The sequence below is a fragment of the Pseudomonas pohangensis genome, assembly GCF_900105995.1.
GTDB lineage: Bacteria > Pseudomonadota > Gammaproteobacteria > Pseudomonadales > Pseudomonadaceae > Aquipseudomonas > Aquipseudomonas pohangensis.
The window spans coordinates 2,622,742-2,645,406 of the sequence record NZ_LT629785.1; the positions used below are offsets into that span (position 1 = coordinate 2,622,742).

The following is a 22,665-nucleotide window of genomic DNA, read 5'->3' on the forward strand; positions in this document are numbered from 1 at the left end:
ACAGAACCCGGATTGTACCGGCCTGCGGCTGGCGACGAAGGGCAAAATCATGCCGGAATCATTGTTTTTTCAAAGACTTCAGTGATTCAGTCGGCTTCCAGCAAGCGCCTGACCGGGGCAAAGCTGCGCCGGTGGATGGCCAGCGGGCCAAGCCGCTGCAGGGCTTCGAGATGCTCCGGGGTTGGATAGCCCTTGTGCCCGGCGATGCCGTAGCCGGGATAAAGAAGATCCAGCTCGCGCATTTCGCGATCGCGGCTGACCTTGGCCAGAATCGATGCCGCTGCAATTGCCGGCACTTTGCTATCGCCTTTGACCACTGCGGCACTGGGCACCTGCAGTTGCGGACAACGGTTGCCGTCAATCAGCGCCAGACGCGGCGTTACACTCAGACCGGCCACCGCCCGTTGCATCGCCAGCATGGTCGCCTGCAGGATGTTCAACTGATCGATTTCGGCCACTTCGGCGCGGGCGATACACCAGGCCAGCGACTTTTCGCAGATCTCATCGAACAGCGCCTCACGGCGTGCCTCCGTCAGTTTCTTCGAGTCATTCAGGCCGGTAATCGGTGCGGCCGGATCCAGAATCACCGCCGCCGTTACCACCGGCCCACACAGCGGGCCGCGACCCACCTCGTCGACACCGGCCACCAGCGCTTCGACCAGCGCAAAATCCAGTCCCAGCTGCATCAGCGCCCGACCAGCGCCAGCACGGCTTCCGCGGCCCGACTCGAGGCATCCTGGCGCAAGGTCTGCTGGATCGCCGCAAAACTTTCGGTCTGCTCCTTGCCGTTGACCAGCAGGGCGGCAACCGCCTCTGCCAGCACTTCCGGCGTGGCGGCGTCCTGAATGTACTCCGGCACCAGTTGCCGGCCGGCCAGCAGGTTCGGCAAGGAGAAGAAAGCGGTTTTCATGAAGCGGCGCAACACCCGATAGGTCAGATTCGCCACGCGGTAAGCCACTACCATGGGCCGCTTGTGCAGCAAGGCTTCCAGTGTGGCGGTGCCGGAAGCAATCAACACCGCATCGCAGGCAGCCAGTGCTTCGTGGGATTGCCCGTCAAGCAGGCGCAACTTAAGGTCGCGCCCGCTCAGCATTTGCTCTAGCTGCTCGCGGCGCGGCGCGCTGGCGCAAGGCAGCACAAACTGCATACCCGGATGCAAGCTGGTCAGCCGTTCCGCCGCATCCAGGAACAACGGCCCGAGACGGCTGACTTCGCCCCCGCGGCTGCCCGGCAGTAGCGCGACCACCGCCGACTGATCCGGCAGGCCGAGACCCTGCCTGGCCCCCTCGCGGTCCACTTCAAGCGGGATGGTATTGGCCAGCGGATGGCCGACAAAACTCACCGGAACGCCGTGCTCCTGATAAAACCGCGCCTCAAAGGGAAACAGCGTCAGCATCAGATCGCAGGCTTCACGAATCTTGAATACCCGCTTCTGCCGCCAGGCCCAGACCGATGGACTGACGTAATGCACCGTGCGGATACCGGCTCGCCGCAGTTTCAGCTCCAGCCCCAGATTGAAATCCGGCGCATCAATACCGATGAACACATCGGGACGCTGGGCAATCAGTGTGCGAATCAGGCGGCGGCGGCGAAATATCAGTTCGAACAGGCGCCCCAGCACCTCGAACAAACCCATCACGGAAAGCCGCTCCATGGGGAAATAGGACTGCAACCCTTCAGCTTCCATGCGCGGGCCACCGACACCGATGAAGCTGACATCCGGGTGCCGCGACTTGAGCGCCTGCATCAGGCCGGAGCCAAGAATGTCGCCGGAGGCTTCACCGGCGACCAGTGCCACGCGCAATGTACTACCCATCGGTTAGCGCGTGATGCCGCGGCTGGAAGCCTGTATCGAGTCACGGAACTTCGCTACCTCAGGAAACTCGGTAGCCAGTTCGGCAATGCCGGCAAGGGCCATTTCAACGGTCAGCCCCTGGCGATAGACAATCTTGTAGGCGCGGCGCAGCGCCATGATCGCCTCTTCGCTAAAACCGCGCCGCTTGAGACCTTCAACATTGATGCTGCGCGCCTTGGCTGGTGTTCCATAGGCCATCACGTACGCCGGCACGTCCTTGCCAATGGCTGTCTGCATGCCGGAAAAGCTGTGCTCGCCCATATGGCAGTACTGGTGAACCAGACTGTAGCCACCCAGAATCGCCCAGTCACCAACGTGCACATGACCGGCGATGGATGCGTTGTTGACCAGAATGCAGTGGTTGCCGATCACACAGTCATGACCGACATGCACATAGGCCATCAGCAGATTGTTGTCACCGATGGTGGTTTCCGAGCGATCCTGCACCGTGCCGCGATGGATGGTCACGCCTTCGCGAATAACGTTGTTGTCGCCAATCACCAGGCGCGTGGCTTCGCCCTTGTATTTCAGGTCGGGGGTGTCTTCACCCACCGAGGAAAACTGGAAAATCCGGTTGTTGCACCCGATACGGGTCGGCCCCTTGACGATCACATGGGGCCCGATGACTGATCCTGCACCTATCTCGACATTCGCCCCGATCATCGACCACGGGCCAACCTGAACGTCGTCCGCCAGCTTTGCTGACGGATCAATAATCGCGCGAGGGTCAATCAGACTCATACTTTCTGTTCCGCACAAATGACTTCCGCCGAGCAGACTTCCTTGCCGTCCACAGTGGCCTTGCAGGCAAACTTCCAGATGCTGCGTTTGGAGCTGAGAAAGCTGGCCTCAAGCTGCAATTGATCACCGGGTATAACCGGCCGACGAAAGCGTAATTTGTCACAACCAACAAAGAAATACAGCACGCCATCGGCAGGCTTCACGCCCATCATGTTGAATCCGAGGATACCTGCCGCCTGCGCCATGGCTTCGATGATCAGCACACCCGGCATGATCGGATGCTCAGGGAAATGGCCATTGAAGAACGGCTCATTGATGGTGACATTTTTGTAGGCAACTATCTGCTTTGCCTCGAGATCCATGTCAACTACACGATCCACCAGCAGAAATGGGTAGCGATGGGGCAAATACTCACGAATCTCGGTTATTTCCATCATAAGGAGGAGAGCCTGTTTCTTGGATTGGATAGCTGCAATAAATGCAGGTTAGGCATCAGATGAATCTTTACTGCCTGTGGTCACTGCTGGCAGCCTCTTCTCCAGCTGCTGCAGGCGCCGCGCCAGGTCGTCCAGCTGACGCAAGCGCGCCACGCTTTTTTTCCATTCGGCAGCAGGCTGCATTGCCGTGCCGGAAGAATAGGCGCCGGGTTCGCTGATCGAACGCGTCACCATGGTCATGCCGGTAACGAATACGTTATCGCAAACATCAATATGACCCACCATGCCGACCCCGCCGGCAATCATGCAATGCTTGCCGATTCTGGTACTGCCTGAGATACCAACGCAGCCGGCCATGGCTGTATGGTCACCGACCTGTACGTTATGGGCGATCATGATCTGGTTGTCGAGTTTTACCCCGTTGCCGATCACGGTATCGGCCAAAGCACCACGATCAATTGTCGTGTTGGCGCCGATTTCCACGTCGTCGCCAATGCAGACGCCGCCAATCTGGGCAATTTTCTTCCAGACGCCTTTATCGTTGGCGAAACCGAAACCTTCCCCGCCGATCACCGCGCCGGACTGGATCACCACCCGGCAACCAATTTTCACATCGTGGTAGAGGGTTACCTGGGGCGCCAGCCAGCCACCTTCGCCGATCCGGCTGCGTGCACCCACCACACAATAAGCGCCCAGGGTTACACCGGCAGCGATCTGCGCCCCGGCCTCAACCACCACGCCCGGGCCGATGCTGGCAGTCGGATCAATCCGGGCATCGGGGTCGATAATCGCGGTGGGATGGATGCCGACGCTGGCCGCAGGCTTGCGGTCGAACAAATGCGAAAGCTGGCCATAGGCCAGATAGGGATTGGCCACCACCAGCGCATTGCCGGCAAATCCTTCCGCGTCAGCCGCCGTCAGCAGAACTGCCGTTGCCTGTGTGGTTGCCAGGTATTTGCGGTACTGCGGGTTAGCCAGAAAGCTGAGCTGGCCCGCAGTTGCGTCCTGCAGTGCTGCCAGGCCATGAACCGGCAAGGCCGGATCACCAGATAAACCGGCACCCAGCCGCTCAGACAACTGGCCAAGGGTAAACACCGGGGCAGTCATGTCAGCCCTGCTTGTTCATGATCTCGATAACCTTGCGCGTAATGTCATATTGCGGTTTGACATCAACCACGGCACTACGCTCAAGTACCAGATCATAGGAACCGGCCTTCAATACCTGTTCTACGGCCTTGTCCAGCTTGGGCTTGAGATTTTTCAGCATCTCACGATCGGCAATCGCCTTGGCTTCATTGAGCTCTTTCGACTGGAACTGGAAATCACGCGCCTTCTGCTTGAATTCAAGCTCCAGCTTCTCGCGATCAGCCTGCGCCATCTTCTCGCCGGACTTGACCAGCTTGTCCTGAATGCTCTTGGCGTCGGTTTCGAGCTTTTTCAGACGATTCAGCTGGGGGCCGAATTTCTTCTCTGCGTCCACCGAGTACTTCTTCGCGACATTCGATTCAAGCAACGCCATTTGATAATTCAGTACAGCAATTTTCATTTCGGCAAAGGCTGGCATGGCTACCAGCGCTACACAGAACAGCACCAACTGGGTCAACTTACGCACAATGCACTCCTGCGATAAACAAGGTTGTAATCATTAACCAACCGGATCAGAAAGACTGACCAAGGGTAAACTGGAAAAACTGGGTTTCACTGCCGTCCGGCTCTTTCAGCGGCGTTGCGATAGCAAAGCCCAGAGGACCCATGGCGGTAATCCAGGTCAGGCCCAGACCGGTAGAAATGGCCAAATCGCCAATATCCGGTGTGTTGCAATCAACCTGATACTTGTCGCAATTGGTGCTGAACACATTACCGGCATCAATGAACCAGGTGGTGCGCAGGCTGCTCTGATCCTGGATAAAAGGCAACGGGAAAAGAAAATCAACACCACCGGTGACCAAGACGTTACCGCCAAAGGGCTGACTATCCTGATCCGGGTCCGTACAGATACCCGTTTCCGGGTTGCACTGGTAATAACCGGTTGAAGGATCATAGTTCGGCATTATATTCGGATTGGTTGTTATCAGCGGGTAAGCCAGACTCGCTACCGCCTGCGGTCCGAGTGAGCCGCTGCGGAAGCCACGCACCGAGTTGATGCCGCCGGCAAAGTAGTTCTCGTAAAACGGCAGACCTTCGGTATCGCCGAATCCATCACCGTAGCCCAGCTCGGTGTGGAAGCGCAGTGCGGTTTCCTTGCTGGTCGGGGTGAAATACTGGCCCCGGTAGTCCAGCTTGTAGAATTCCAGGTCACTTGCCGAAGGCACCGTCGATTGCAGGGAAAGACTCTGCGAATAGCCGCGGTTGGGCAGCACGCCACGGTTCAGGGTGGATTCGCCCCAGCCAATCGACGCCTTGACATTGGTGAAGTCGGCATTGCTGAAGTTGCCGCCATTGCTGTACATGAAGTCCAGGATACTCGGCACGGTGTAAGTACCACTGTTGATCGAGTCCTGGGAAACCACCAGACCGTAATTCATCGACGAGGTTTCGCTGATCGGGTAGCCGATGCTCATGCCGGCACCCAGGGTATCGACCGAATAGCTGGTGACATCGTAGTCAGCGTCGTCGTAGTTGGTCTTGTTGTAGAAGACGTTATAACCCAGGCTGACACCGTCCATGGTCCAGTAAGGGTCAACGAAACCCAGGTTGTAACTGTCCTGGTATTCACTTTTGCTCAAGCCGAAGCTGACCCGGTTACCGGTGCCGAGGAAGTTGTTCTGGGTAATCGCACCACCCAGGATAAGCCCCGCATCCTGGGCAAAACCGACGCTGGCGGTAATCGAGCCGGAAGGCTGCTCTTCTACGCTGTAGTTCACATCGACCAGGTCGTCACTGCCGGGCACCTGCGGTGTTTCTACCGTAACTTCCTTGAAGAAACCCAGCCGTTCCAGACGCAACTTGGACTGATCGATCTGGTAGGTCGAAGCCCAGCCACCTTCCATCTGGCGCATTTCACGACGCAACACTTCATCTTCAGTCTTGGTGTTGCCGCGGAAGCTGATGCGATTGACATAGGCACGCTTGCGCGGATCGACCATGAAGGTCACCACAACCGTATGGTTCTTATCATCCGGCTGCGGCACACCGGTCACGTTGGCAAAGGTATAACCGTCATTGCCCAGCCGGCGGGTAATCAGCTCCGAGGTGGTGGTCATGATCTTGCGCGAAAACACCTGTCCCGGCTGCACCAGCAGGAGTGCGCGAACCTCTTCCTCGGGAACCTTGATATCACCGCTGAGCTTCACTTCGCTGACAGTGTACTTGGCACCCTCTTCGATATTCACGGTGATGTAGACACTGGCCTTGTCCGGCGTAATGGATACCTGGGTCGAGGTGATATCCATATTGATGTAGCCGCGATCCAGATAATACGAGCGCAGCCTCTCCAGGTCGCCGGACAGCTTTTCACGGGAATACTTGTCATCGTTCTTGAAGAACGACAGCCAGTTGGTGGTTTTCAACTCGAACAGTGCGTCAAGGTCTTCTTCCGGGAAAACCGTGTTGCCCACCACGTTGATCTGGGTGATGGCCGCAACAGTACCTTCGAGGATGTTGATCTTGATGGCTACACGGTTACGCGGCTGCGGCACGGCCTCGGTCTGGATTTCCGCAGAGTAGCGGCCTTGGGACACATACTGGCGCAGCAGTTCGTTGCGCACACCCTCCAGGGTCGCGCGCTGGAAAATTTCGCCCTCGGCAAGACCGGCCTTTTCCATACCCTTGAGCAGGTCTTCGGTCTTGATCGCCTTGTTGCCTTCAATCTTGATAGTGGAAATCGAAGGACGCTCAACCACTGTCACGACCAGCACAGTACCGTCGCGTCCAAGCTGGATATCCTGAAAGAAGCCGGTCTTGAACAGGGTGCGGGTGGCATCTACCAGACTCTGCTCGTCCACCACATCGCCGACGTTAAGCGGCAAGGCACCGAACACGCTACCCGCAGACACCCGTTGCAAACCGGTGACGCGAATATCGGAAATCTTGAAGGACTCGGCGAAGGCCGCTCCGGTCATGGATATGAAGAGCAACGCAATTAGCAGCAGGCGTTTCATGAAGTCCTTTTTACCAACAATAAAATAAGAAAAAGATGTCCCGACACAATCTGCCAGAACTCAAATCAGAGGCGACCTACATCATTCACCAGCGCCAGCACCATCAATGCCACAACCAAGGCTATACCGATCTGCATGCCGAAAGCCTGCACACGTTCCGACAAAGGGCGACCACGCACCCATTCAGCGAGGTAAAACATAAGATGACCGCCATCCAGAACAGGGACCGGCAGCAAATTAAGGACACCCAGACTGATACTCAGATAGGCGAGAAAATTCAAAAACTCCCCCACCCCGGACTCGGCCGTAGCGCCCGCCACTTTAGCAATGGTTATCGGGCCACTCAAGTTTTTTACCGAGAGCTCGCCTATCAGCATCTTTTTCAGCGAGTCCAGGGTCAGCAGGCTCATCGTCCAGGTCTTGTCCAAGGCCTGGCTCACAGCCTGCAGCGGGCCATAAGTAACCTCGCGCAGCATCTCGGCCGGCCATTGCGGGGGCGTCACCCCGGCGCCCAGGTAGCCGCTACGGTCCTGGCCTTCCTCCCTGACCGCCAGCCGCAGCTCAACCTGCTGCAGCTGGCCGTTACGTTCGAAACTGATGCTCACCTGTTTGCCGGGCAAGCTCCTGACACGCTCGACCAGCGCCTGCCAATCCGGCAAATTCTCGCCATCCAGCGCCAGAATACGGTCACCCGGCTGCAAGCCTGCCGCTGCCGCAGGGCCTTCCGGATCCAGCTCGGCCAGTACATTGGCGATTGCCGGCCGCCAGGGTGTCAGGCCGATCGCCGTGATCGGATCCGGCTCCTCGGTACCCTTGAGCCAGTCCGTTACGTTCAGCTGGTGGTTCGTCTCAAGCGTTGAGTCGGGCTGCAACACGGTCAACTCAAGGGTTGTGGTTTCGCCAAGGTGACGAATCAACTGCAAATTGACCTCGGACCAGCCACTGGTCGGCTCACCATTCACCGCCAGCAACTCTTCACCTGCCTGCAAACCAGCCTCTGCGGCCAGACTGCCGGGGGCGACCGCACCGATCACCGGACGCACCTGTTGCGTTCCGAGCAAGGCAATCACCCAGAAAAACACCAGCGCAAGCAGGAAATTTGCCAGCGGTCCGGCAATCACGATGGCGGCACGCTGACCGACCGACTTGCGATTGAACGCCTGATCGAACAACTCAGGCGCCACCTCTGCCTCGCGCTCGTCGAGCATCTTGACGTAACCGCCAAGGGGAATGGCCGCGATCACATACTCGGTATCCTGGCGATCCCGCCAGCTGATAAGCGGCCGGCCAAAGCCAACGGAGAAGCGCAACACCTTGACCCCGCAACGTCTGGCCACCCAGAAATGCCCGAATTCATGAAAGGTAACCAGCACACCCAACGCAATCAGTGTGCCAAACAGCATATAAAGCGTGCTCATTTACATCCCCTGGTCTGCGTACCTGTTCAGCCAAAGGCCGGCTGCGGCCCGCGCGCGCTGATCCGCCGCCATCACATCGTCGAGACTTTCGACCTTCAGTGTCTGCTCGCGGTTCAACACATCCGCTATCAGCAACGGTATATCGGTAAAGCGAATGCGCTGTGCAAGAAAGGCCTCAACCGCCACCTCGTTGGCCGCATTGAGCATCGCCGGTGCGCTGTTACCGGCTTCGGCAGCCTGACGCGAAAGACTCAGACAGGGGAAACGCTGCTCATCCGGCGGCTGAAAATCCAGACGCGCGACCTTGAACAGATCCAGCGCCGCCACACCGGAATCTATCCGCTCGGGCCAGGCCAAAGCGTGGGCAATCGGCGTACGCATATCCGGGTTGCCCAGCTGCGCCAGCACCGAGCCATCCACATAATCCACCAGAGAATGAATCACGCTCTGCGGGTGAATCACCACTTCTACCTGGGACGGCCTGGCGTCAAACAGCCAGCAAGCCTCGATCAACTCCAGTCCCTTGTTCATCATGCTGGCCGAATCCACCGAAATCTTGCGCCCCATGGACCAGTTCGGGTGTGCACAAGCCTGCCCGGGAGTTACTGCGGACAGCTCGGCCAAAGGCGTTTCCCGAAACGGACCGCCGGACGCCGTCAACAGGATACGCCGCACACCGACCGGCCCCAGCCCACGGCTGTAGTCGCCCGGCAGGCACTGGAAGATCGCGTTGTGTTCACTGTCGATAGGCAGCAGCACACTGCCGCTTTTGCGCACCGCCTGCATGAACAGGGCGCCGGACATCACCAGCGCCTCTTTGTTTGCCAGCAAGATGCGCTTGCCGGCAGTCACCGCCGCCAATGTGGGCGCCAGCCCTGCAGCACCGACTATCGCCGCCATCACGGTATCGGTTTGCGGGTGGGCGGCCACCTCGCACAGACCGTCGCTGCCAAACAGCACCCTGGTCGTCAGTCCAGCCGAGTGCAGCGCACCTTGCAGATGCCGCGCCGAAGCGCTATCCGCGGTTACGGCATAGCTTGGGCGATGCAGCAGGCACAAGGCCTCCAGCTCTGCCAGGCGGGTAAAGCCGCTCAGGGCAAAAACCTGGTAGCGCTGCGGATGGCGCGCCAGCACATCCAGGGTACTGCGGCCAATCGAGCCGGTAGCACCGAGAACCGTTACCCGTTGCAATGGACTCACTGAACGCCCCAGCCGAACAACCAGAGCAATACCGTAAACAGTGGGACTGCCGCCGTCAGGCTGTCGATGCGGTCAAGTATTCCGCCATGGCCGGGTAGCAGATTGCTGCTGTCCTTGACCCCGGCATGCCGCTTGAACATGCTCTCGGTCAGATCACCAACCACTGAAACCGGCACCACCAGCAAGGTGGCCAGCATGCCCAGAATCAGCTCGCGCACGCTCCACTGGCAATAAATACCAACGGCCAGAGCGATCACCACGGTAGCCAGCAAGCCTCCGTAGACACCTTCCCAGCTTTTCCCCGGACTGACCTCCGGCGCCAGCTTGCGCTTGCCGAAAGCGCGGCCGGCGAAGTAGGCGCCGATATCCGCACCCCAGACCATCACCATCACCGCCAGAATCAGGGCATTGCCATGCGGCCACTGTTTGAGCAGCAGCAAACCCTGCCAGGCCGGCAACAACACCAGCAAGCCGATCAGCAATCTGGCCGGCCTACCGGCCCAGTGCCGGCTGCTCTCCGGAAAGGTCAGTACCAGCACGCTAGCCAGCACCCACCAGGCCATGCCCAGCGCCATCAGCAAGCCGGCCAGTTGCTGATAGTTGAACAGCAGCAGCAACAGGATCGCCACCACCCCGGCAAAGCCCAGACGCTGGGGCTGCTCGCTGAAGCCGGCCAGTTGCGCCCACTCCCAGGCCGCCAGGGTAATAACCGCCGCGATGAACAGCGCAAATGCCCCGCCTTCCAGCAGAAAAAAACCACCCAGCGCAACAGGCAGCATCAATAGCGCAGTGATAATCCGTTGCTTCAGCATTTTTTTCCCTCTACCTGTTCACTGGTCATGCCAAACCGGCGCTGCCGGCTGGCGTAATCCGCCAGCGCCGCGCGCATGGCTTCATGCTTGAAGTCCGGCCAGAACAGGTCGGAGAAATACAATTCGGCATACGCCAGCTGCCACAACAGGAAATTACTGATGCGGTGTTCGCCGCCGGTACGAATGCACAGGTCCGGCAGGGGCAGGTCAGCACCCGAAAGACAGCCCTGCAAGGCCTCGGCAGTAATCGCCTGGGGCTGCAATTCGCCCTTCTGCACACGCACAGCCAGCTGCTGAGCTGCCTGGACGATATCCCACTGGCCACCGTAGTTGGCTGCCACCTGCAAGACAAACCGGTGATTGCCGGCGGTCTCCGCCTCGGCCTGCTGCATCGCCAGTTGCAACTCCGGATGAAAGCGCGAACGGTCACCAATGATGCGCAGCTGGATACCGTTTGCATTCAACTTGCGCGATTCGCGGCGCAACGCCCCGAGAAACAGATCCATCAGCGCACTGACCTCATCCGCCGGGCGCTGCCAGTTCTCGCTGGAGAAGGCAAACAGGGTAAGTACCTCGACACCCGCCTCGGCACAGACCTTGATCACCGCCCGCACGGCACTGACGCCAGCCTTGTGCCCTGCCACACCCGGCAGCATGCGGCGCTTGGCCCAGCGGTTGTTGCCATCCATGATGATGGCAACATGCCGCGGCATGCCGGATGTTGCTGGAGAAGCCGGGATAGGCATTTGCATGGCAGACGACCCTCAGACAGCCATCAGATCCGCTTCCTTCTGCTTCACGGCCACTTCAATCTCGGCCACGAACTTGTCGGTCAGCTTCTGCACCTCGTCGGCGGCACGACGCTCTTCGTCTTCGCTGATTTCCTTTTCCTTGACCAGGTCTTTCAACTGGCTCAAGGCATCACGGCGAATGTTGCGCACCGCCACGCGGCCATCTTCGGCCGCATCGCGGGCCTGCTTGGTAAAGCCCTTGCGCGTTTCTTCGGTCAGCGCCGGCATGGAAATCAGCAGCAATTCGCCCAGGTTGGTCGGGTTGAAGCCCAGTCCGGAGCTCTGGATAGCCTTGTCCACCGCAGCCAGCATGCTGCGCTCGAACGCGACCACCTGCAGGGTACGGGCATCCTTGACCGTCACGTTGGCCACCTGGTTCAGTGGTGTATCTGCGCCGTAGTAAGGCACCATCACGCCGCCGAGAATGCTCGGATGGGCCTGACCGGTACGGATACGGCTAAAGGCATGATGCAGCGACTCCAGACTCTTCTGCATACGAACCTGGGCGTCTTTCTTGATCTCGTTGATCATTGTGCTTCCTCCTCGATCAGTGTTCCTTCGGTACCACCGAGCACAATGTTGAGCAGGGCACCGGGTTTGTTCATATTGAATACGCGTAGCGGCATGTTGTGATCGCGACACAGGCAAATGGCCGTCAGATCCATCACACCGAGCTTGCGATCCAGGACTTCGTCATAGGTCAGCCGCTCGAACTTTTCAGCCTGCGGATCCTTGAAGGGGTCGGCAGTGTACACGCCATCCACCTTGGTCGCCTTGAGCACCACATCGGCATCGATTTCGATGGCACGCAGGCAGGCTGCCGAGTCCGTGGTGAAGAACGGGTTGCCGGTGCCGGCGGCAAAGATCACCACTTCACCGGTCTTCAGGTGTCGCATGGCCTTGCGCCGGTCGTAATGGTCGGTGACGCCGACCATGGAAATCGCCGACATCACCAGCGCCGGGATATTCGAGCGCTCCAGCGCATCACGCATGGCCAGGGCATTCATTACGGTCGCCAGCATGCCCATGTGGTCACCGGTGACCCGGTCCATACCTGCCGCACTCAGTGCCGAACCGCGAAACAGGTTGCCACCGCCGATAACCAGCCCTACCTGTACGCCAATGCCGACCAGCTGACCGACTTCCAGCGCCATACGGTCGAGGACTTTCGGGTCGATACCGAACTCTTCGGCACCCATCAAGGCCTCACCGCTGAGCTTGAGCAGAATGCGGTTATAGCGAGGTTTACGACCACTCACCTGCTGAGCCATGATGAATTTCTCCTTTTGGCGAACGATTAAGTATGGGCTCCGGCATTGCGCAGCAGTACTGCCAGAGCCGGCAACAGCGCTAATGATGCACCGCCGGGGAAGATAAAACACCCTCCCCATTTCGACAAAAAGGCTGCGCGCGTGAGCGGGCAGCCTCTTCGAAGCAGGACTGGAAGCCGGTTACTGCTTGCTGGCAGCGACCTGTGCAGCCACTTCTTCGGCAAAGTTGTCGACCGGCTTCTCGATGCCTTCGCCAACCTGGAAGCGGGTGAAGGAAACGATTTCCGCACCCGCTTTCTTGGCCAGAGCGCCGACCTTGACTTCCGGATCCTTGACGAAGGCCTGCTCGACCAGACTGGCTTCGGCGAGGAACTTCTGGATGCGGCCACCGACCATCTTCTCGACGATCTCAGCCGGCTTGCCCTTGATCTTGTCTTCGTTGAGACTCATGAACACGGCTTTCTCGCGCTCGATGGCTTCAGCGGAAACTTCGCTGGGCAGCAGGAATTCCGGGTTGCTTGCTGCAACGTGCATGGCGATATCCTTGGCCAGATCGGCGTCACCGCCTTTCAGAACGACCAGAACACCGATCTTGTTGCCGTGCAGATAGGCATTCACCACATCGCCTTCGGCGCGGGCCAGACGGCGGATGTTGACGTTTTCGCCACACTTGGCCACCAGCGCCTCACGGGCCGACTCCTGGGCAGCGATCAGCGGTGCCGCGTCTGTCAGCTTCTCGGCAAAGGCCTTGTCGATGCTGCTGGCAACGAAGTTCTTGAAGTCGTCCTGCAGGGCGAGGAAGTCAGTCTGCGAGTTGACCTCAAGGATCACCGCCGACTTGCCATCTTCGGCAACCTTGACGCTGATTGCGCCTTCGGCAGCAATGTTGCCGGCCTTCTTGGCCGCCTTGATCGCACCGGAAGCACGCATGTCGTCGATCGCTTTTTCGATGTCGCCACCGGCCTTGGTCAAGGCCTTCTTGCAATCCATCATGCCTTCGCCGGTGCGCTCGCGCAGTTCTTTAACCAGGGCTGCAGTAATTTCTGCCATCTTGCTATTCCTCTCGAACAGGTCATTAACCTTCGCGTCCGTCAACGCGGACATACAATTCTCAGGTGGCAAAAAGGGGGCCTAGACCCCCTTCTGCGCACCGGGTAACGCTTGGCGTTCCGGCCTTAGCCTTCGGCTTGCTCGGAAGCAGCGGCGGCTTCTTCGATGAACTCTTCGGTACCGCCACCAGTATTGCTGCGGCCACGAATAATGGCATCTGCCATGGCGCCCATGTACAACTGGATGGCACGGATAGCGTCATCGTTGCCCGGGATGATGTAGTCAACGCCTTCCGGGCTGCTGTTGGTATCAACGATGCCGATTACCGGGATACCCAGCTTGTTGGCTTCGGTGATGGCAATGCGCTCGTGGTCTACATCGATAACGAACATTGCGTCAGGCAGGCCGCCCATTTGCTTGATGCCACCCAGGCTGCGATTGAGCTTTTCCAGATCGCGACTGCGCATCAGCGCTTCTTTTTTGGTCAGCTTGGCAAAGGTACCGTCCTGGGCCTGGATTTCCAGGTCATGCAGACGCTTTACCGAAGCACGGATGGTCTTGTAGTTGGTCAGCATGCCGCCCAACCAGCGATGATCCACGTACGGCGAACCGCAACGTGCAGCTTCTTCAGCGAGGATCTTCGAGGCGGAACGCTTGGTGCCGACGAACATGATCTTGTTTTTGCCGGAAGCCAGCTTCTCAACGAAAGCCAGGGCTTCGTTGAACATCGGCAGGGTCTGTTCCAGATTGATGATGTGAATCTTGTTGCGCGAGCCGAAAATGTACTTGCCCATTTTCGGGTTCCAGTAACGGGTCTGGTGGCCGAAGTGCACACCGGCCTTCAGCATATCGCGCATAGTGACTTGGGACATGATAGTTCCTTGATTAAGTCGGGTTAGGCCTCCACGCATCCCGCCCTCCAACCCTTGCGGGCACCCAGGAAGACGTGTCGATACGTGTGCGGATTTGTGCTTTACCGGCGTAGTGCCCGCAAAGCGGCGCGTTTTATACCACAAGCGAGCCCGGAACGAAACAGGAAACTAAGACCGCTTGTGGCTGATCGGCCTGTCGCAGTCTGCTAGAATCGCCCTCCCCGCATTCAGCCAGCGCGTTCCCACGCCTCCAGAATAGAGAGTTCACATGACGGTCAGCATCAAGTCGCCCGAGGAAATCGAAAAAATGCGTGTCGCCGGTCGCCTGGCCGGAGAAGTCCTGGAGATGATCGGCGAGCACGTCCGTCCCGGCATCACCACCGAGGAACTCGACCGTATCTGCCACGACTACATCGTCAATGTGCAGCAGGCGATTCCTGCGCCGCTCAATTACAAGGGTTTTCCCAAGTCGATCTGCACTTCGGTCAACCATGTGGTCTGTCATGGCATCCCCAATGATAAGGCACTGAAGGACGGCGACATCGTCAACATCGACATCACCGTGATCAAGGATGGCTACCACGGCGATACCAGCAAGATGTTCATGGTCGGCAAGACCCCCGAATGGGCGGACAAGCTGTGTCGCGTAACCCAGGAGTGCCTGTATAAGGGCATCGAACTGGTCAGGCCGGGCGCGCGGCTGGGCGATATTGGCGAGGTGATCCAGAAGCACGCGGAAAAGCAGGGTTACTCGGTAGTGCGCGAATACTGCGGCCACGGCATCGGCGCGGTATTCCACGAAGAACCGCAAGTGGTGCATTACGGTCGTGCCGGCACCGGCATGGAACTGCGCCAGGGCATGACCTTCACTATCGAACCGATGATCAACCAGGGTCGCGCCGAAACCCGCCTGCTCGGCGATGGCTGGACTGCCATCACCAAGGACCGCAAGCTCTCTGCGCAATGGGAACACACCATTCTGGTCACTGCGGACGGCTACGAAGTGCTGACCCTGCGCAATGATGAAAACTTCCCGCGCACCCCGGCCGCCTGAGCAGCCCTGACACAGGACACATAGCGATGCCGCAGGTTGATCCGGAACTGTTCGACCGCGGCCAGTTCCAGGCCGAACTGGCCCTGAAGAGCTCGCCCATAGGCGCCTTCAAAAAGGCTATTCGCCTGGCCCGTGAGGTGCTGGACGAGCGCTTTGTCGCCGGCCGCGACATTCGCCGGCTGATCGAGGACCGCGCCTGGTTTGTCGACCAGATCCTCAAGGAAGCCTGGAAGCAGTTTGCCTGGAGTGACCAGGCCGACATTGCCCTGCTCGCCGTCGGCGGTTTCGGGCGTGGTGAACTGCATCCCTACTCCGATATCGACCTGCTGATCCTGCTCGACAACAATGACCAGGAACTGTTCCGCGAACCGATCGAGGGCTTCCTTACCCTGCTCTGGGACATTGGCCTGGAAGTCGGGCAAAGCGTGCGCTCGGTTGCCCAGTGTGCCGAAGAGGCCCTGGCCGACCTGACGGTGATCACCAACCTGATGGAAAGCCGCACCATCGCCGGCCCCGAGCACCTGCGCCAGCGCATGCAAGAAGTCACCTCGCCGGCACACATGTGGCCGAGTCCGGAGTTCTATCTGGCCAAGCGCAAGGAACGCCGCCAGCGCCACGCCAAATACAACGACACCGAATACAACCTCGAGCCCAATGTGAAAGGTTCACCTGGTGGCCTGCGCGATATCCAGACCATTCTGTGGATAGCCCGCCGTCAGTTCGGCACGCTGAAACTCGAGGCCATGGCCGCCAACGGCTTTCTGATCGAGTCCGAATACCGCCTGCTGGCCTCGGCCCAGGAGTTTCTCTGGAGCGTGCGCTACGCCCTGCACATGCTGGCCGGCCGCTCCGAAGACCGCCTGCTGTTCGATTACCAGCGGCGCATCGCGCCAATGCTCGGTTTTCAGGACGGCGAGGACAAGCTGGGGGTCGAGCGGTTGATGCAGAAGTACTACCGCAAGGTGATGGTGGTCGCCGAGCTGAATGACCTGATCATGCAGAACTTCGAGGAAACCATCCTGCGGCCGACCGAGCCCGGCCCGGCGATACCCCTGAACAGCCGCTTCGTGCTGCGTGACGGCTTCATGGAGGCGACCAACCCGAACGTTTTCAAGCGCACGCCATTTGCCATTCTCGAAGTCTTCGTGCTGCTCGCCCAGCACCCGGAGATTCGTGGCGTACAGGTCGACACCATCCGTCTGCTGCGCGACGCGCGCCACCTGATCGATGATGATTTCCGTCGTGATATTCGCAATACCAGCCTGTTTATCGAACTGTTCAAGTGCCGCGAAGGCATCCATCGCAACCTGCGGCGGATGAACCATTTCGGCATTCTGGGCCGTTACCTGCCGGAATTCGGGCATATCGTCGGGCAGATGCAGCATGACCTGTTCCACATCTACACGGTTGATGCGCATACCCTCAACCTGATCAAGAACCTGCGCAAGTTCAGGCACCAGGAAGTTGCGGACGCATTCCCCCTGTCGAGCAAACTGGTGGGCATGCTGCCCAAGCCGGAACTGATCTATATCGCCGGCCTTTACCACGATATCGGCAAGGGCCGCGGCGGCGACCATTCCGAACTCGGCGCCATAGACGCCCAGGCCTTCTGCGAGCGGCATGGCCTGCCGGCATGGGACACGCGACTGATCGTCTGGCTGGTGAAAAATCACCTGGTGATGTCGACCACCGCGCAACGCAAAGACCTTTCCGACCCGCAGGAGATCCTCGAATTCGCCCAGCTGGTCGGCGACCAGACCCGCCTGAACTACCTCTACGTGCTGACCGTGGCCGATATCAACGCCACCAACCCGACGCTGTGGAACTCCTGGCGCGCCAGCCTGCTGCACCAGCTGTACAACCTGACCGAGCAGGCACTGCTGCGCGGACTGGACAACCCGCTGGATCGCGAAGAACAGATCCGCCAGACCCAGGCCGAGGCCCTGGAACTGCTCGACGAGACCGAAATCGACGAGGACAAGGCCGAGCAACTGTGGAACCAGATGGGCGATGACTATTTCAGCCGTCACACACCTGCCGACGTGGCCTGGCATACCGCGGCCATCCTGCAGCACCCGGCAGATGGCGACCCGCTGGTACTGATACGCGAAACCACCGAAGTCGGGCTGGAAGATGCCACGCAGATCTTCATCTACGCACCGGATCAGCACGATTTCTTTGCCGTCACGGTGGCCGCCCTGGACCAGCTCAACCTGAGCATTCAGGATGCGCGGATCATCACTTCCACCAGCCAGTTCACCCTCGATACCTATATCGTGCTGGAAGCCGATGGCCGGGCCATTGGCAACAACCCGGAACGCATCGAGGAAATTCGTAACGGACTGGTGGCAGCCCTGAAGAACCCCGACGAATACCTGTCGATCATCCAGCGTCGCGTGCCGCGCCAGCTGAAACTGTTTGCCTTTGCCCCGCAGGTGTACATCTCCACCGATACCGTCCGCCAGGTCAGCGTCCTGGAGCTTGAAGCACCTGACCGCCCCGGCCTGCTGGCACGCCTCGGGCAGATATTTCTCGAGTTCGACCTGTCACTGCAGAACGCCAAGATCTCTACCCTCGGCGAACGCGTGGATGACGTGTTCTTCCTCACCGATGCCAACAACCAGCCACTGACCGACCCGGCACTCTGCGCCCGCTTGCAGCAGGCGATCATCAGCCAGCTGCAGGAAGCCAACGGAACCACGCCGGTCAGCAGCCTCAGTTTCTGATATCCCGGCACTGCCAGATCAATACGGACCAGCCATGAATCACGCGCTCAACCAGCTGCAACCCTATCCCTTCGAGAAGCTGCGCAGCCTGCTCGGCAGCGTGCAGCCGGCGCCCGACAAGACGCCGATTGCCCTGTCCATCGGCGAACCCAAGCACAGCTCCCCGGCCTTCGTCGCCCGGACCCTGGCTGACAATCTGGACCAGCTGGCGGTGTACCCGACCACTATCGGCCTGCCGGCCCTGCGCGAAGCCATCACCAGCTGGTGCCAACAGCGCTTTGGCCTGCCGGTCGGCTGGCTGGATGCCGCGCACAACGTGCTGCCGGTCAATGGCACCCGCGAAGCGCTGTTCGCCTTTACCCAGGCCGTGGTCAATCGCACGGACGAGGCACTGGTGCTCAGCCCCAATCCGTTCTACCAGATCTACGAAGGCGCGGCCCTGCTCGCCGGCGCGCAGCCGCACTACCTGGCGTGCCTGGCGGAGAATGGCTTCAATCCGGACTACGACGCCGTACCCGCGGAGATCTGGCAGCGCTGCCAGATCCTGTTTCTCTGTTCGCCAGGCAACCCGACCGGCGCGCTGACACCGCTGGCTACCCTGAAGAAACTGATCGCCCTGGCCGACCAGCATGATTTCGTCATCGCTGCCGACGAGTGTTACAGCGAGCTGTACTTCGACGAGGAGAATCCGCCACCCGGCCTGCTCAGCGCCTGCGCCGCACTGGGCCGCAGCGACTTCAAGCGCTGTGTGGTGTTCCACAGCCTGTCCAAGCGTTCCAACCTTCCCGGACTGCGCTCCGGTTTCGTCGCCGGCGATGCGCAGATCCTCAAGGCTTTCCTGCTCTACCGCACCTACCATGGCTGTGCCATGTCGGTGCCGACCCAACTGGCCAGCATCGCCGCCTGGAACGATGAAGAGCACGTGCGCGCCAACCGCGACCTGTATCGCGCCAAATACGATGCCGTGCTGGCCATTCTGCAGCCGGTGATGGACGTGCAGCGGCCTGACGGCAGCTTCTACCTGTGGGTAAAAACCCCCGGCGATGACATCGCCTTTACCCGCGACCTGTTCGAACAGCAGCACGTGACCGTGGTGCCCGGCTCCTACCTGTCACGCGCCGTCGAAGGCCACAACCCCGGCGCCGGCCGGGTGCGCATGGCGCTGGTGGCACCCCTGGCCGAATGCATCGAAGCCGCCGAGCGCATCCGTGACTTCCTCAAAGGACTACCCTCATGAGCATCACCCTGTACGGCATCAAGGCCTGCGACACCATGAAGAAAGCCCGCACCTGGCTCGATCAGCAGGGCGTGAACTACAGCTTCCATGACTACAAGACCAGCGGCATCGATGCCGCCAGTCTGCAGCAGTGGTGCAACGAACACGGCTGGCAGGTCATCCTCAACCGTGCCGGCACCACCTTTCGCAAGCTCGACGAAGCGCAAAAGACCGACCTCGATCAGGACAAGGCGATTGCGCTGATGCTCGCCCAGCCGTCGATGATCAAACGCCCGGTGCTGGATCTGGGTGGCAGGACGTTGGTCGGTTTCAAGGCCGAACTCTACGCTGCGGCATTCAACTAATCCGTTCTTTTACCACCAGGGAATTTTCCATGACGACACAACTCTTCAGCCTGGCCATCGGCGTCGGCACCCAGAACCAGCAAGGCCAGTGGCTGGAAATCTTCTATCCGCAGCCGTTGCTCAACCCACCGGCCGCACTGGCCGAGGCCATCGCCGGCCCGCTCGGTCATGCGGGCGGCAACCACAGCTACAAGCTGGATGCCTGCCAACTCGCCAGTCTGGCTGAAGCGGTGCAAGCGGCTGGTTACAAAGCCGAAGCCGAACTGCTGCAGCGCCTCAGCCACAGTGCAAAGCCACTGGTCGCCACCCTGCTGGAAAACGATGCTGCGCCGACCTCCACCCCCGAGGCCTACCTCAAGCTGCACCTGCTCTCGCACCGGCTGGTCAAGCCGCACGGCTTGAACCTCAGCGGCATTTTCCCGCTGCTGCCGAATGTCGCCTGGACCAGCGAAGGTGCCATCGACCTGGGCGAACTGCCTGACCGCCAGCTGGAAGCACGCATCAACGGCCGCCTGCTGGAAGTGTTCTCGGTGGACAAGTTCCCGAAGATGACCGATTACGTGGTGCCGAGCGGCGTGCGCCTGGCCGACAGCGCGCGCATCCGTCTGGGTGCCTATGTCGGTGAAGGCACCACGGTAATGCATGAAGGCTTCATCAACTTCAACGCCGGCACCGCAGGGCCGGGCATGATCGAAGGCCGCGTGTCGGCTGGCGTGTTTGTCGGCAAAGGTTCGGACCTGGGCGGCGGCTGCTCGACCATGGGCACCCTGTCCGGCGGCGGCAACATCGTCATCAGCGTTGGCGAAGGCTGCCTGATCGGCGCCAATGCCGGTATCGGCATTCCGCTGGGCGACCGCAATATCGTCGAATCCGGCCTGTACATCACTGCCGGCACCAAGGTGGCGCTGCTCGATGAACAGAACCAGCTGGTCAAGGTGCTCAAGGCCCGGGAACTGGCCGGCCAGCCGGACCTGCTGTTCCGCCGCAATTCGCAGAGTGGCGCGGTCGAGTGTAAAAGCAACAAGACCGCGATCGAGCTTAACGAAGCGCTGCACGCCCATAACTGAGCCTGATGCAGGGTGGACAAGCGTATTGCGCGTTGTCCACCCTACGCGTGGAGACCGCGAGCCGATGAACCTCCCCTCCCCCTGGCGCGCTGACTTTCCCGGCATCCTGGCCCTTGAAGCCGAGGGGCAGACCTATCTGGACAGTGCTGCCACGGCGCAGAAGCCGCAGGCGGTGATTGATGCGCTGGCCAGTTACTACGCTCGTGGCAGCGCCAATGTGCATCGCGCCCAGCACCTGCCGGGCGAGCGCGCCACCCGCGCCTTCGAGGCGGTACGCGAGCAACTGGCCGGCTGGCTGAATGCGGCCAGTAGCACGGAGATCCTCTTCACCCGGGGCACCACCGAGGCCATCAATCTGCTGGCCTATGGCCTGGAAGGGCAATTTCAGCGCGGGGATGAAATCGTCATCAGCGCGCTGGAGCACCACGCCAATCTGCTGCCGTGGCAACAGCTGGCGCTGCGCAAACAACTCAAACTGCTGGTACTGCCGCTGGACGCCAATGGCGACCCCGACCTGCAGGCTGCCAGCCAGCTGATCGGCCCGCGCACCCGCCTGCTGGCCATCAGCCAGCTGTCCAATGTCCTTGGACGCTGGACGCCAATATCAGCACTGTTGCAACTGGCGCGCCGCCACGGCGCACTGACCGTGGTGGATGGTGCCCAGGGCGCCGTGCATGCACAGCCCGACATGCAGGCGCTGGATTGCGACTTCTATGCCTTTTCCGCGCACAAGCTGTATGCCGCCGACGGCGTCGGCGTGCTCTATGCCCGGCAATCAGCAGCCAGACTACTCAACCACTGGCAGTTCGGCGGCGAGATGGTGCTGGAAGCCGATTACCAGCAGGCACGCTTCCGTCCGGCACCGCTGGGCTTTGAAGCGGGCACCCCGGCGATCGGCAGCGTGCTGGCCCTTGGCGCCGCCCTTGGCTATCTGCAGCAGCTGGACAGCGGCGCCGTACTGGCCCATGAGCAGGCGCTGCACCTGCAACTAGTGGAAGGCTTGCGCCAACGCCCGGGGGTTCGCCTGCTCGGCGACCCGCAACTGGCGCTGGCCAGTTTCACCGTCGACGGCCTGCACGGCAGCGACCTGGCGCACCTGCTCGGCGAACAGGGCATCTGCCTGCGCAATGGCCACCACTGCGCCATGCCGCTGCTCAAGCAGTTTGGTCTGAGTGGCGCGCTGCGGGTTTCCCTCGGCCTGTACAACAATGGCGATGACCTGCAGCGTTTCTTCGCGGCGCTGGATCAGGCCATGGAGCTGCTGCAATGAGCCTGCCGCCGCTCGCCAGCGAAGCACTGCAGAGCTTCGCCGCCTGCCAAAACTGGGAGCAGCGCGCGCGCCTGCTGCTGGCCTGGGGCGCCAGACTGCCGGCGCTGGATGGGCAGCAACAGTGCGCGGCAAATCTGGTCAGCGGTTGCGAAAGCAAGGTCTGGTTGGTCGCCGAACAACGTGAGGGCCGCTGGCAGTTCCGCGCCAGCAGCGATGCACGGCTGGTCAGCGGACTGCTGGCGGTGCTGCTGGCGCGGGTCAACGGCCTGACTGGCGACGAACTGCAACAGCTGGATCTGCCCGCCTGGTTCAGCCAGCTCGGCCTGGCGCGGCACCTGTCCCCCTCGCGCAGCAACGGCCTGACCGCCGTGCTGCAGCGCATGCAGCAATTGGCACTGGGCTGACTGTGAGTGCGACAAC

22 protein-coding genes are annotated in these 22,665 nt (G+C 60.2%); 7 read left to right on the plus strand and 15 right to left on the minus strand.

The features are described 5' to 3' along the window. Positions 1 to 86: 86 nt before the first annotated feature. The 15 genes from rnhB to rpsB all read right to left on the minus strand — a co-directional run bounded on the left by rnhB (position 87) and on the right by rpsB (position 14,547). Positions 87 to 686, minus strand: coding sequence for a ribonuclease HII (rnhB, locus tag BLT89_RS12355; RefSeq protein WP_090195800.1), 600 nt, complete (start codon positions 684 to 686; stop codon positions 87 to 89). After that, positions 686 to 1,816, minus strand: coding sequence for a lipid-A-disaccharide synthase (lpxB, locus tag BLT89_RS12360; protein WP_090195803.1), 1,131 nt, complete (start codon positions 1,814 to 1,816; stop codon positions 686 to 688). The genes rnhB and lpxB overlap by 1 nt, the downstream gene beginning before the upstream one ends. A 3-nt stretch (positions 1,817 to 1,819) precedes the next feature. After that, a complete protein-coding gene (gene lpxA, locus BLT89_RS12365; protein WP_090195805.1) occupies positions 1,820 to 2,596 on the minus strand; it encodes an acyl-ACP--UDP-N-acetylglucosamine O-acyltransferase in 777 nt (258 codons plus the stop codon). Next, positions 2,593 to 3,033, minus strand: a complete 441-nt coding sequence (gene fabZ / locus BLT89_RS12370) for a 3-hydroxyacyl-ACP dehydratase FabZ (RefSeq protein ID WP_090195808.1) — start codon at positions 3,031 to 3,033, stop codon at positions 2,593 to 2,595. The genes lpxA and fabZ overlap by 4 nt, the downstream gene beginning before the upstream one ends. A 48-nt stretch (positions 3,034 to 3,081) precedes the next feature. Further along, the gene (gene lpxD / locus BLT89_RS12375) at positions 3,082 to 4,140 is read right to left on the minus strand and encodes a UDP-3-O-(3-hydroxymyristoyl)glucosamine N-acyltransferase (protein WP_090195811.1); all 1,059 of its coding nucleotides are present in this window, start codon (positions 4,138 to 4,140) and stop codon (positions 3,082 to 3,084) included. A 1-nt stretch (position 4,141) separates the two neighbouring features. Next, entirely contained in the window at positions 4,142 to 4,645 is a 504-nt protein-coding gene (locus tag BLT89_RS12380) for an OmpH family outer membrane protein (protein ID WP_090195813.1), read from the minus strand. Between the two features lie 46 nt (positions 4,646 to 4,691). Then, the gene (gene bamA / locus BLT89_RS12385; protein WP_090195816.1) at positions 4,692 to 7,133 is read right to left on the minus strand and encodes an outer membrane protein assembly factor BamA; all 2,442 of its coding nucleotides are present in this window, start codon (positions 7,131 to 7,133) and stop codon (positions 4,692 to 4,694) included. A 65-nt stretch (positions 7,134 to 7,198) separates the two neighbouring features. Then, entirely contained in the window at positions 7,199 to 8,551 is a 1,353-nt protein-coding gene (gene rseP, locus BLT89_RS12390) for a sigma E protease regulator RseP (RefSeq protein WP_090195819.1), read from the minus strand. Continuing rightward, the gene (gene ispC / locus BLT89_RS12395; RefSeq protein ID WP_090195822.1) at positions 8,552 to 9,751 is read right to left on the minus strand and encodes a 1-deoxy-D-xylulose-5-phosphate reductoisomerase; all 1,200 of its coding nucleotides are present in this window, start codon (positions 9,749 to 9,751) and stop codon (positions 8,552 to 8,554) included. Next, positions 9,748 to 10,563 (minus strand): phosphatidate cytidylyltransferase, encoded by an 816-nt coding sequence (locus BLT89_RS12400; RefSeq protein ID WP_090195825.1) that lies wholly within the window; start codon positions 10,561 to 10,563, stop codon positions 9,748 to 9,750. Before BLT89_RS12400 ends, ispC begins: the two co-directional genes overlap by 4 nt. After that, positions 10,557 to 11,309 carry a polyprenyl diphosphate synthase gene (gene uppS / locus BLT89_RS12405; RefSeq protein ID WP_408003075.1) on the minus strand — a complete coding sequence of 251 codons (753 nt, stop codon included), beginning with the start codon at positions 11,307 to 11,309 and terminating at the stop codon, positions 10,557 to 10,559. The genes BLT89_RS12400 and uppS overlap by 7 nt, the downstream gene beginning before the upstream one ends. A gap of 18 nt (positions 11,310 to 11,327) precedes the next feature. Next, positions 11,328 to 11,885 carry a ribosome recycling factor gene (gene frr / locus BLT89_RS12410; protein WP_090195830.1) on the minus strand — a complete coding sequence of 186 codons (558 nt, stop codon included), beginning with the start codon at positions 11,883 to 11,885 and terminating at the stop codon, positions 11,328 to 11,330. Further along, positions 11,882 to 12,625, minus strand: coding sequence for a UMP kinase (gene pyrH, locus BLT89_RS12415; RefSeq protein ID WP_090195833.1), 744 nt, complete (start codon positions 12,623 to 12,625; stop codon positions 11,882 to 11,884). Before pyrH ends, frr begins: the two co-directional genes overlap by 4 nt. Before the next feature lie 180 nt (positions 12,626 to 12,805). Further along, on the minus strand, positions 12,806 to 13,675 hold the full coding sequence (gene tsf / locus BLT89_RS12420) for a translation elongation factor Ts (protein ID WP_090195836.1): 870 nt from the start codon (positions 13,673 to 13,675) through the stop codon (positions 12,806 to 12,808). Positions 13,676 to 13,800: 125 nt separating this feature from the next. Next, positions 13,801 to 14,547 (minus strand): 30S ribosomal protein S2, encoded by a 747-nt coding sequence (rpsB, locus tag BLT89_RS12425; protein WP_090195839.1) that lies wholly within the window; start codon positions 14,545 to 14,547, stop codon positions 13,801 to 13,803. Positions 14,548 to 14,815: 268 nt separating this feature from the next. Here rpsB and map point away from each other — a divergent pair, with 268 nt between their 5' ends. The 7 genes from map (at position 14,816) to BLT89_RS12460 (ending at position 22,649) form a co-directional block, all read left to right on the plus strand. Beyond that, positions 14,816 to 15,601: a type I methionyl aminopeptidase gene (gene map, locus BLT89_RS12430; RefSeq protein ID WP_090195841.1), complete on the plus strand. Its 786-nt coding sequence runs from the start codon at positions 14,816 to 14,818 to the stop codon at positions 15,599 to 15,601. A 26-nt stretch (positions 15,602 to 15,627) separates the two neighbouring features. Then, positions 15,628 to 18,327: a [protein-PII] uridylyltransferase gene (locus BLT89_RS12435; RefSeq protein WP_090195844.1), complete on the plus strand. Its 2,700-nt coding sequence runs from the start codon at positions 15,628 to 15,630 to the stop codon at positions 18,325 to 18,327. A gap of 34 nt (positions 18,328 to 18,361) precedes the next feature. Next, positions 18,362 to 19,564 carry a succinyldiaminopimelate transaminase gene (dapC, locus tag BLT89_RS12440; RefSeq protein ID WP_090195847.1) on the plus strand — a complete coding sequence of 401 codons (1,203 nt, stop codon included), beginning with the start codon at positions 18,362 to 18,364 and terminating at the stop codon, positions 19,562 to 19,564. Further along, a complete protein-coding gene (locus tag BLT89_RS12445; protein ID WP_090195851.1) occupies positions 19,561 to 19,908 on the plus strand; it encodes an ArsC family reductase in 348 nt (115 codons plus the stop codon). Before dapC ends, BLT89_RS12445 begins: the two co-directional genes overlap by 4 nt. A gap of 29 nt (positions 19,909 to 19,937) precedes the next feature. Then, a complete protein-coding gene (gene dapD / locus BLT89_RS12450; protein WP_090195854.1) occupies positions 19,938 to 20,975 on the plus strand; it encodes a 2,3,4,5-tetrahydropyridine-2,6-dicarboxylate N-succinyltransferase in 1,038 nt (345 codons plus the stop codon). Between the two features lie 64 nt (positions 20,976 to 21,039). Then, positions 21,040 to 22,245 (plus strand): aminotransferase class V-fold PLP-dependent enzyme, encoded by a 1,206-nt coding sequence (locus tag BLT89_RS12455; protein WP_090195857.1) that lies wholly within the window; start codon positions 21,040 to 21,042, stop codon positions 22,243 to 22,245. After that, positions 22,242 to 22,649, plus strand: a complete 408-nt coding sequence (locus tag BLT89_RS12460) for a SufE family protein (protein ID WP_090195859.1) — start codon at positions 22,242 to 22,244, stop codon at positions 22,647 to 22,649. The genes BLT89_RS12455 and BLT89_RS12460 overlap by 4 nt, the downstream gene beginning before the upstream one ends. The last annotated feature ends 16 nt before the right edge of the window (positions 22,650 to 22,665 follow it).

Excerpts from the sequence above, each read along its gene's own strand:
- lpxB (WP_090195803.1), bottom strand. The coding sequence starts at position 1,816 with ATGGGTAGTACATTGCGCGTGGCACTGGTCGCCGGTGAAGCCTCCGGC.
- BLT89_RS12455 (WP_090195857.1), top strand. The coding sequence starts at position 21,040 with ATGAACCTCCCCTCCCCCTGGCGCGCTGACTTTCCCGGCATCCTGGCC.
- uppS (WP_408003075.1), bottom strand. The coding sequence starts at position 11,309 with ATGCCTATCCCGGCTTCTCCAGCAACATCCGGCATGCCGCGGCATGTT.
- fabZ (WP_090195808.1), bottom strand. The coding sequence starts at position 3,033 with ATGATGGAAATAACCGAGATTCGTGAGTATTTGCCCCATCGCTACCCA.
- lpxA (WP_090195805.1), bottom strand. The coding sequence starts at position 2,596 with ATGAGTCTGATTGACCCTCGCGCGATTATTGATCCGTCAGCAAAGCTG.
- frr (WP_090195830.1), bottom strand. The coding sequence starts at position 11,885 with ATGATCAACGAGATCAAGAAAGACGCCCAGGTTCGTATGCAGAAGAGT.
- rnhB (WP_090195800.1), bottom strand. The coding sequence starts at position 686 with ATGCAGCTGGGACTGGATTTTGCGCTGGTCGAAGCGCTGGTGGCCGGT.
- BLT89_RS12400 (WP_090195825.1), bottom strand. The coding sequence starts at position 10,563 with ATGCTGAAGCAACGGATTATCACTGCGCTATTGATGCTGCCTGTTGCG.
- pyrH (WP_090195833.1), bottom strand. The coding sequence starts at position 12,625 with ATGGCTCAGCAGGTGAGTGGTCGTAAACCTCGCTATAACCGCATTCTG.
- BLT89_RS12435 (WP_090195844.1), top strand. The coding sequence starts at position 15,628 with ATGCCGCAGGTTGATCCGGAACTGTTCGACCGCGGCCAGTTCCAGGCC.
- dapD (WP_090195854.1), top strand. The coding sequence starts at position 19,938 with ATGACGACACAACTCTTCAGCCTGGCCATCGGCGTCGGCACCCAGAAC.
- dapC (WP_090195847.1), top strand. The coding sequence starts at position 18,362 with ATGAATCACGCGCTCAACCAGCTGCAACCCTATCCCTTCGAGAAGCTG.
- rseP (WP_090195819.1), bottom strand. The coding sequence starts at position 8,551 with ATGAGCACGCTTTATATGCTGTTTGGCACACTGATTGCGTTGGGTGTG.
- tsf (WP_090195836.1), bottom strand. The coding sequence starts at position 13,675 with ATGGCAGAAATTACTGCAGCCCTGGTTAAAGAACTGCGCGAGCGCACC.
- BLT89_RS12445 (WP_090195851.1), top strand. The coding sequence starts at position 19,561 with ATGAGCATCACCCTGTACGGCATCAAGGCCTGCGACACCATGAAGAAA.
- bamA (WP_090195816.1), bottom strand. The coding sequence starts at position 7,133 with ATGAAACGCCTGCTGCTAATTGCGTTGCTCTTCATATCCATGACCGGA.
- rpsB (WP_090195839.1), bottom strand. The coding sequence starts at position 14,547 with ATGTCCCAAGTCACTATGCGCGATATGCTGAAGGCCGGTGTGCACTTC.
- lpxD (WP_090195811.1), bottom strand. The coding sequence starts at position 4,140 with ATGACTGCCCCGGTGTTTACCCTTGGCCAGTTGTCTGAGCGGCTGGGT.
- BLT89_RS12460 (WP_090195859.1), top strand. The coding sequence starts at position 22,242 with ATGAGCCTGCCGCCGCTCGCCAGCGAAGCACTGCAGAGCTTCGCCGCC.
- map (WP_090195841.1), top strand. The coding sequence starts at position 14,816 with ATGACGGTCAGCATCAAGTCGCCCGAGGAAATCGAAAAAATGCGTGTC.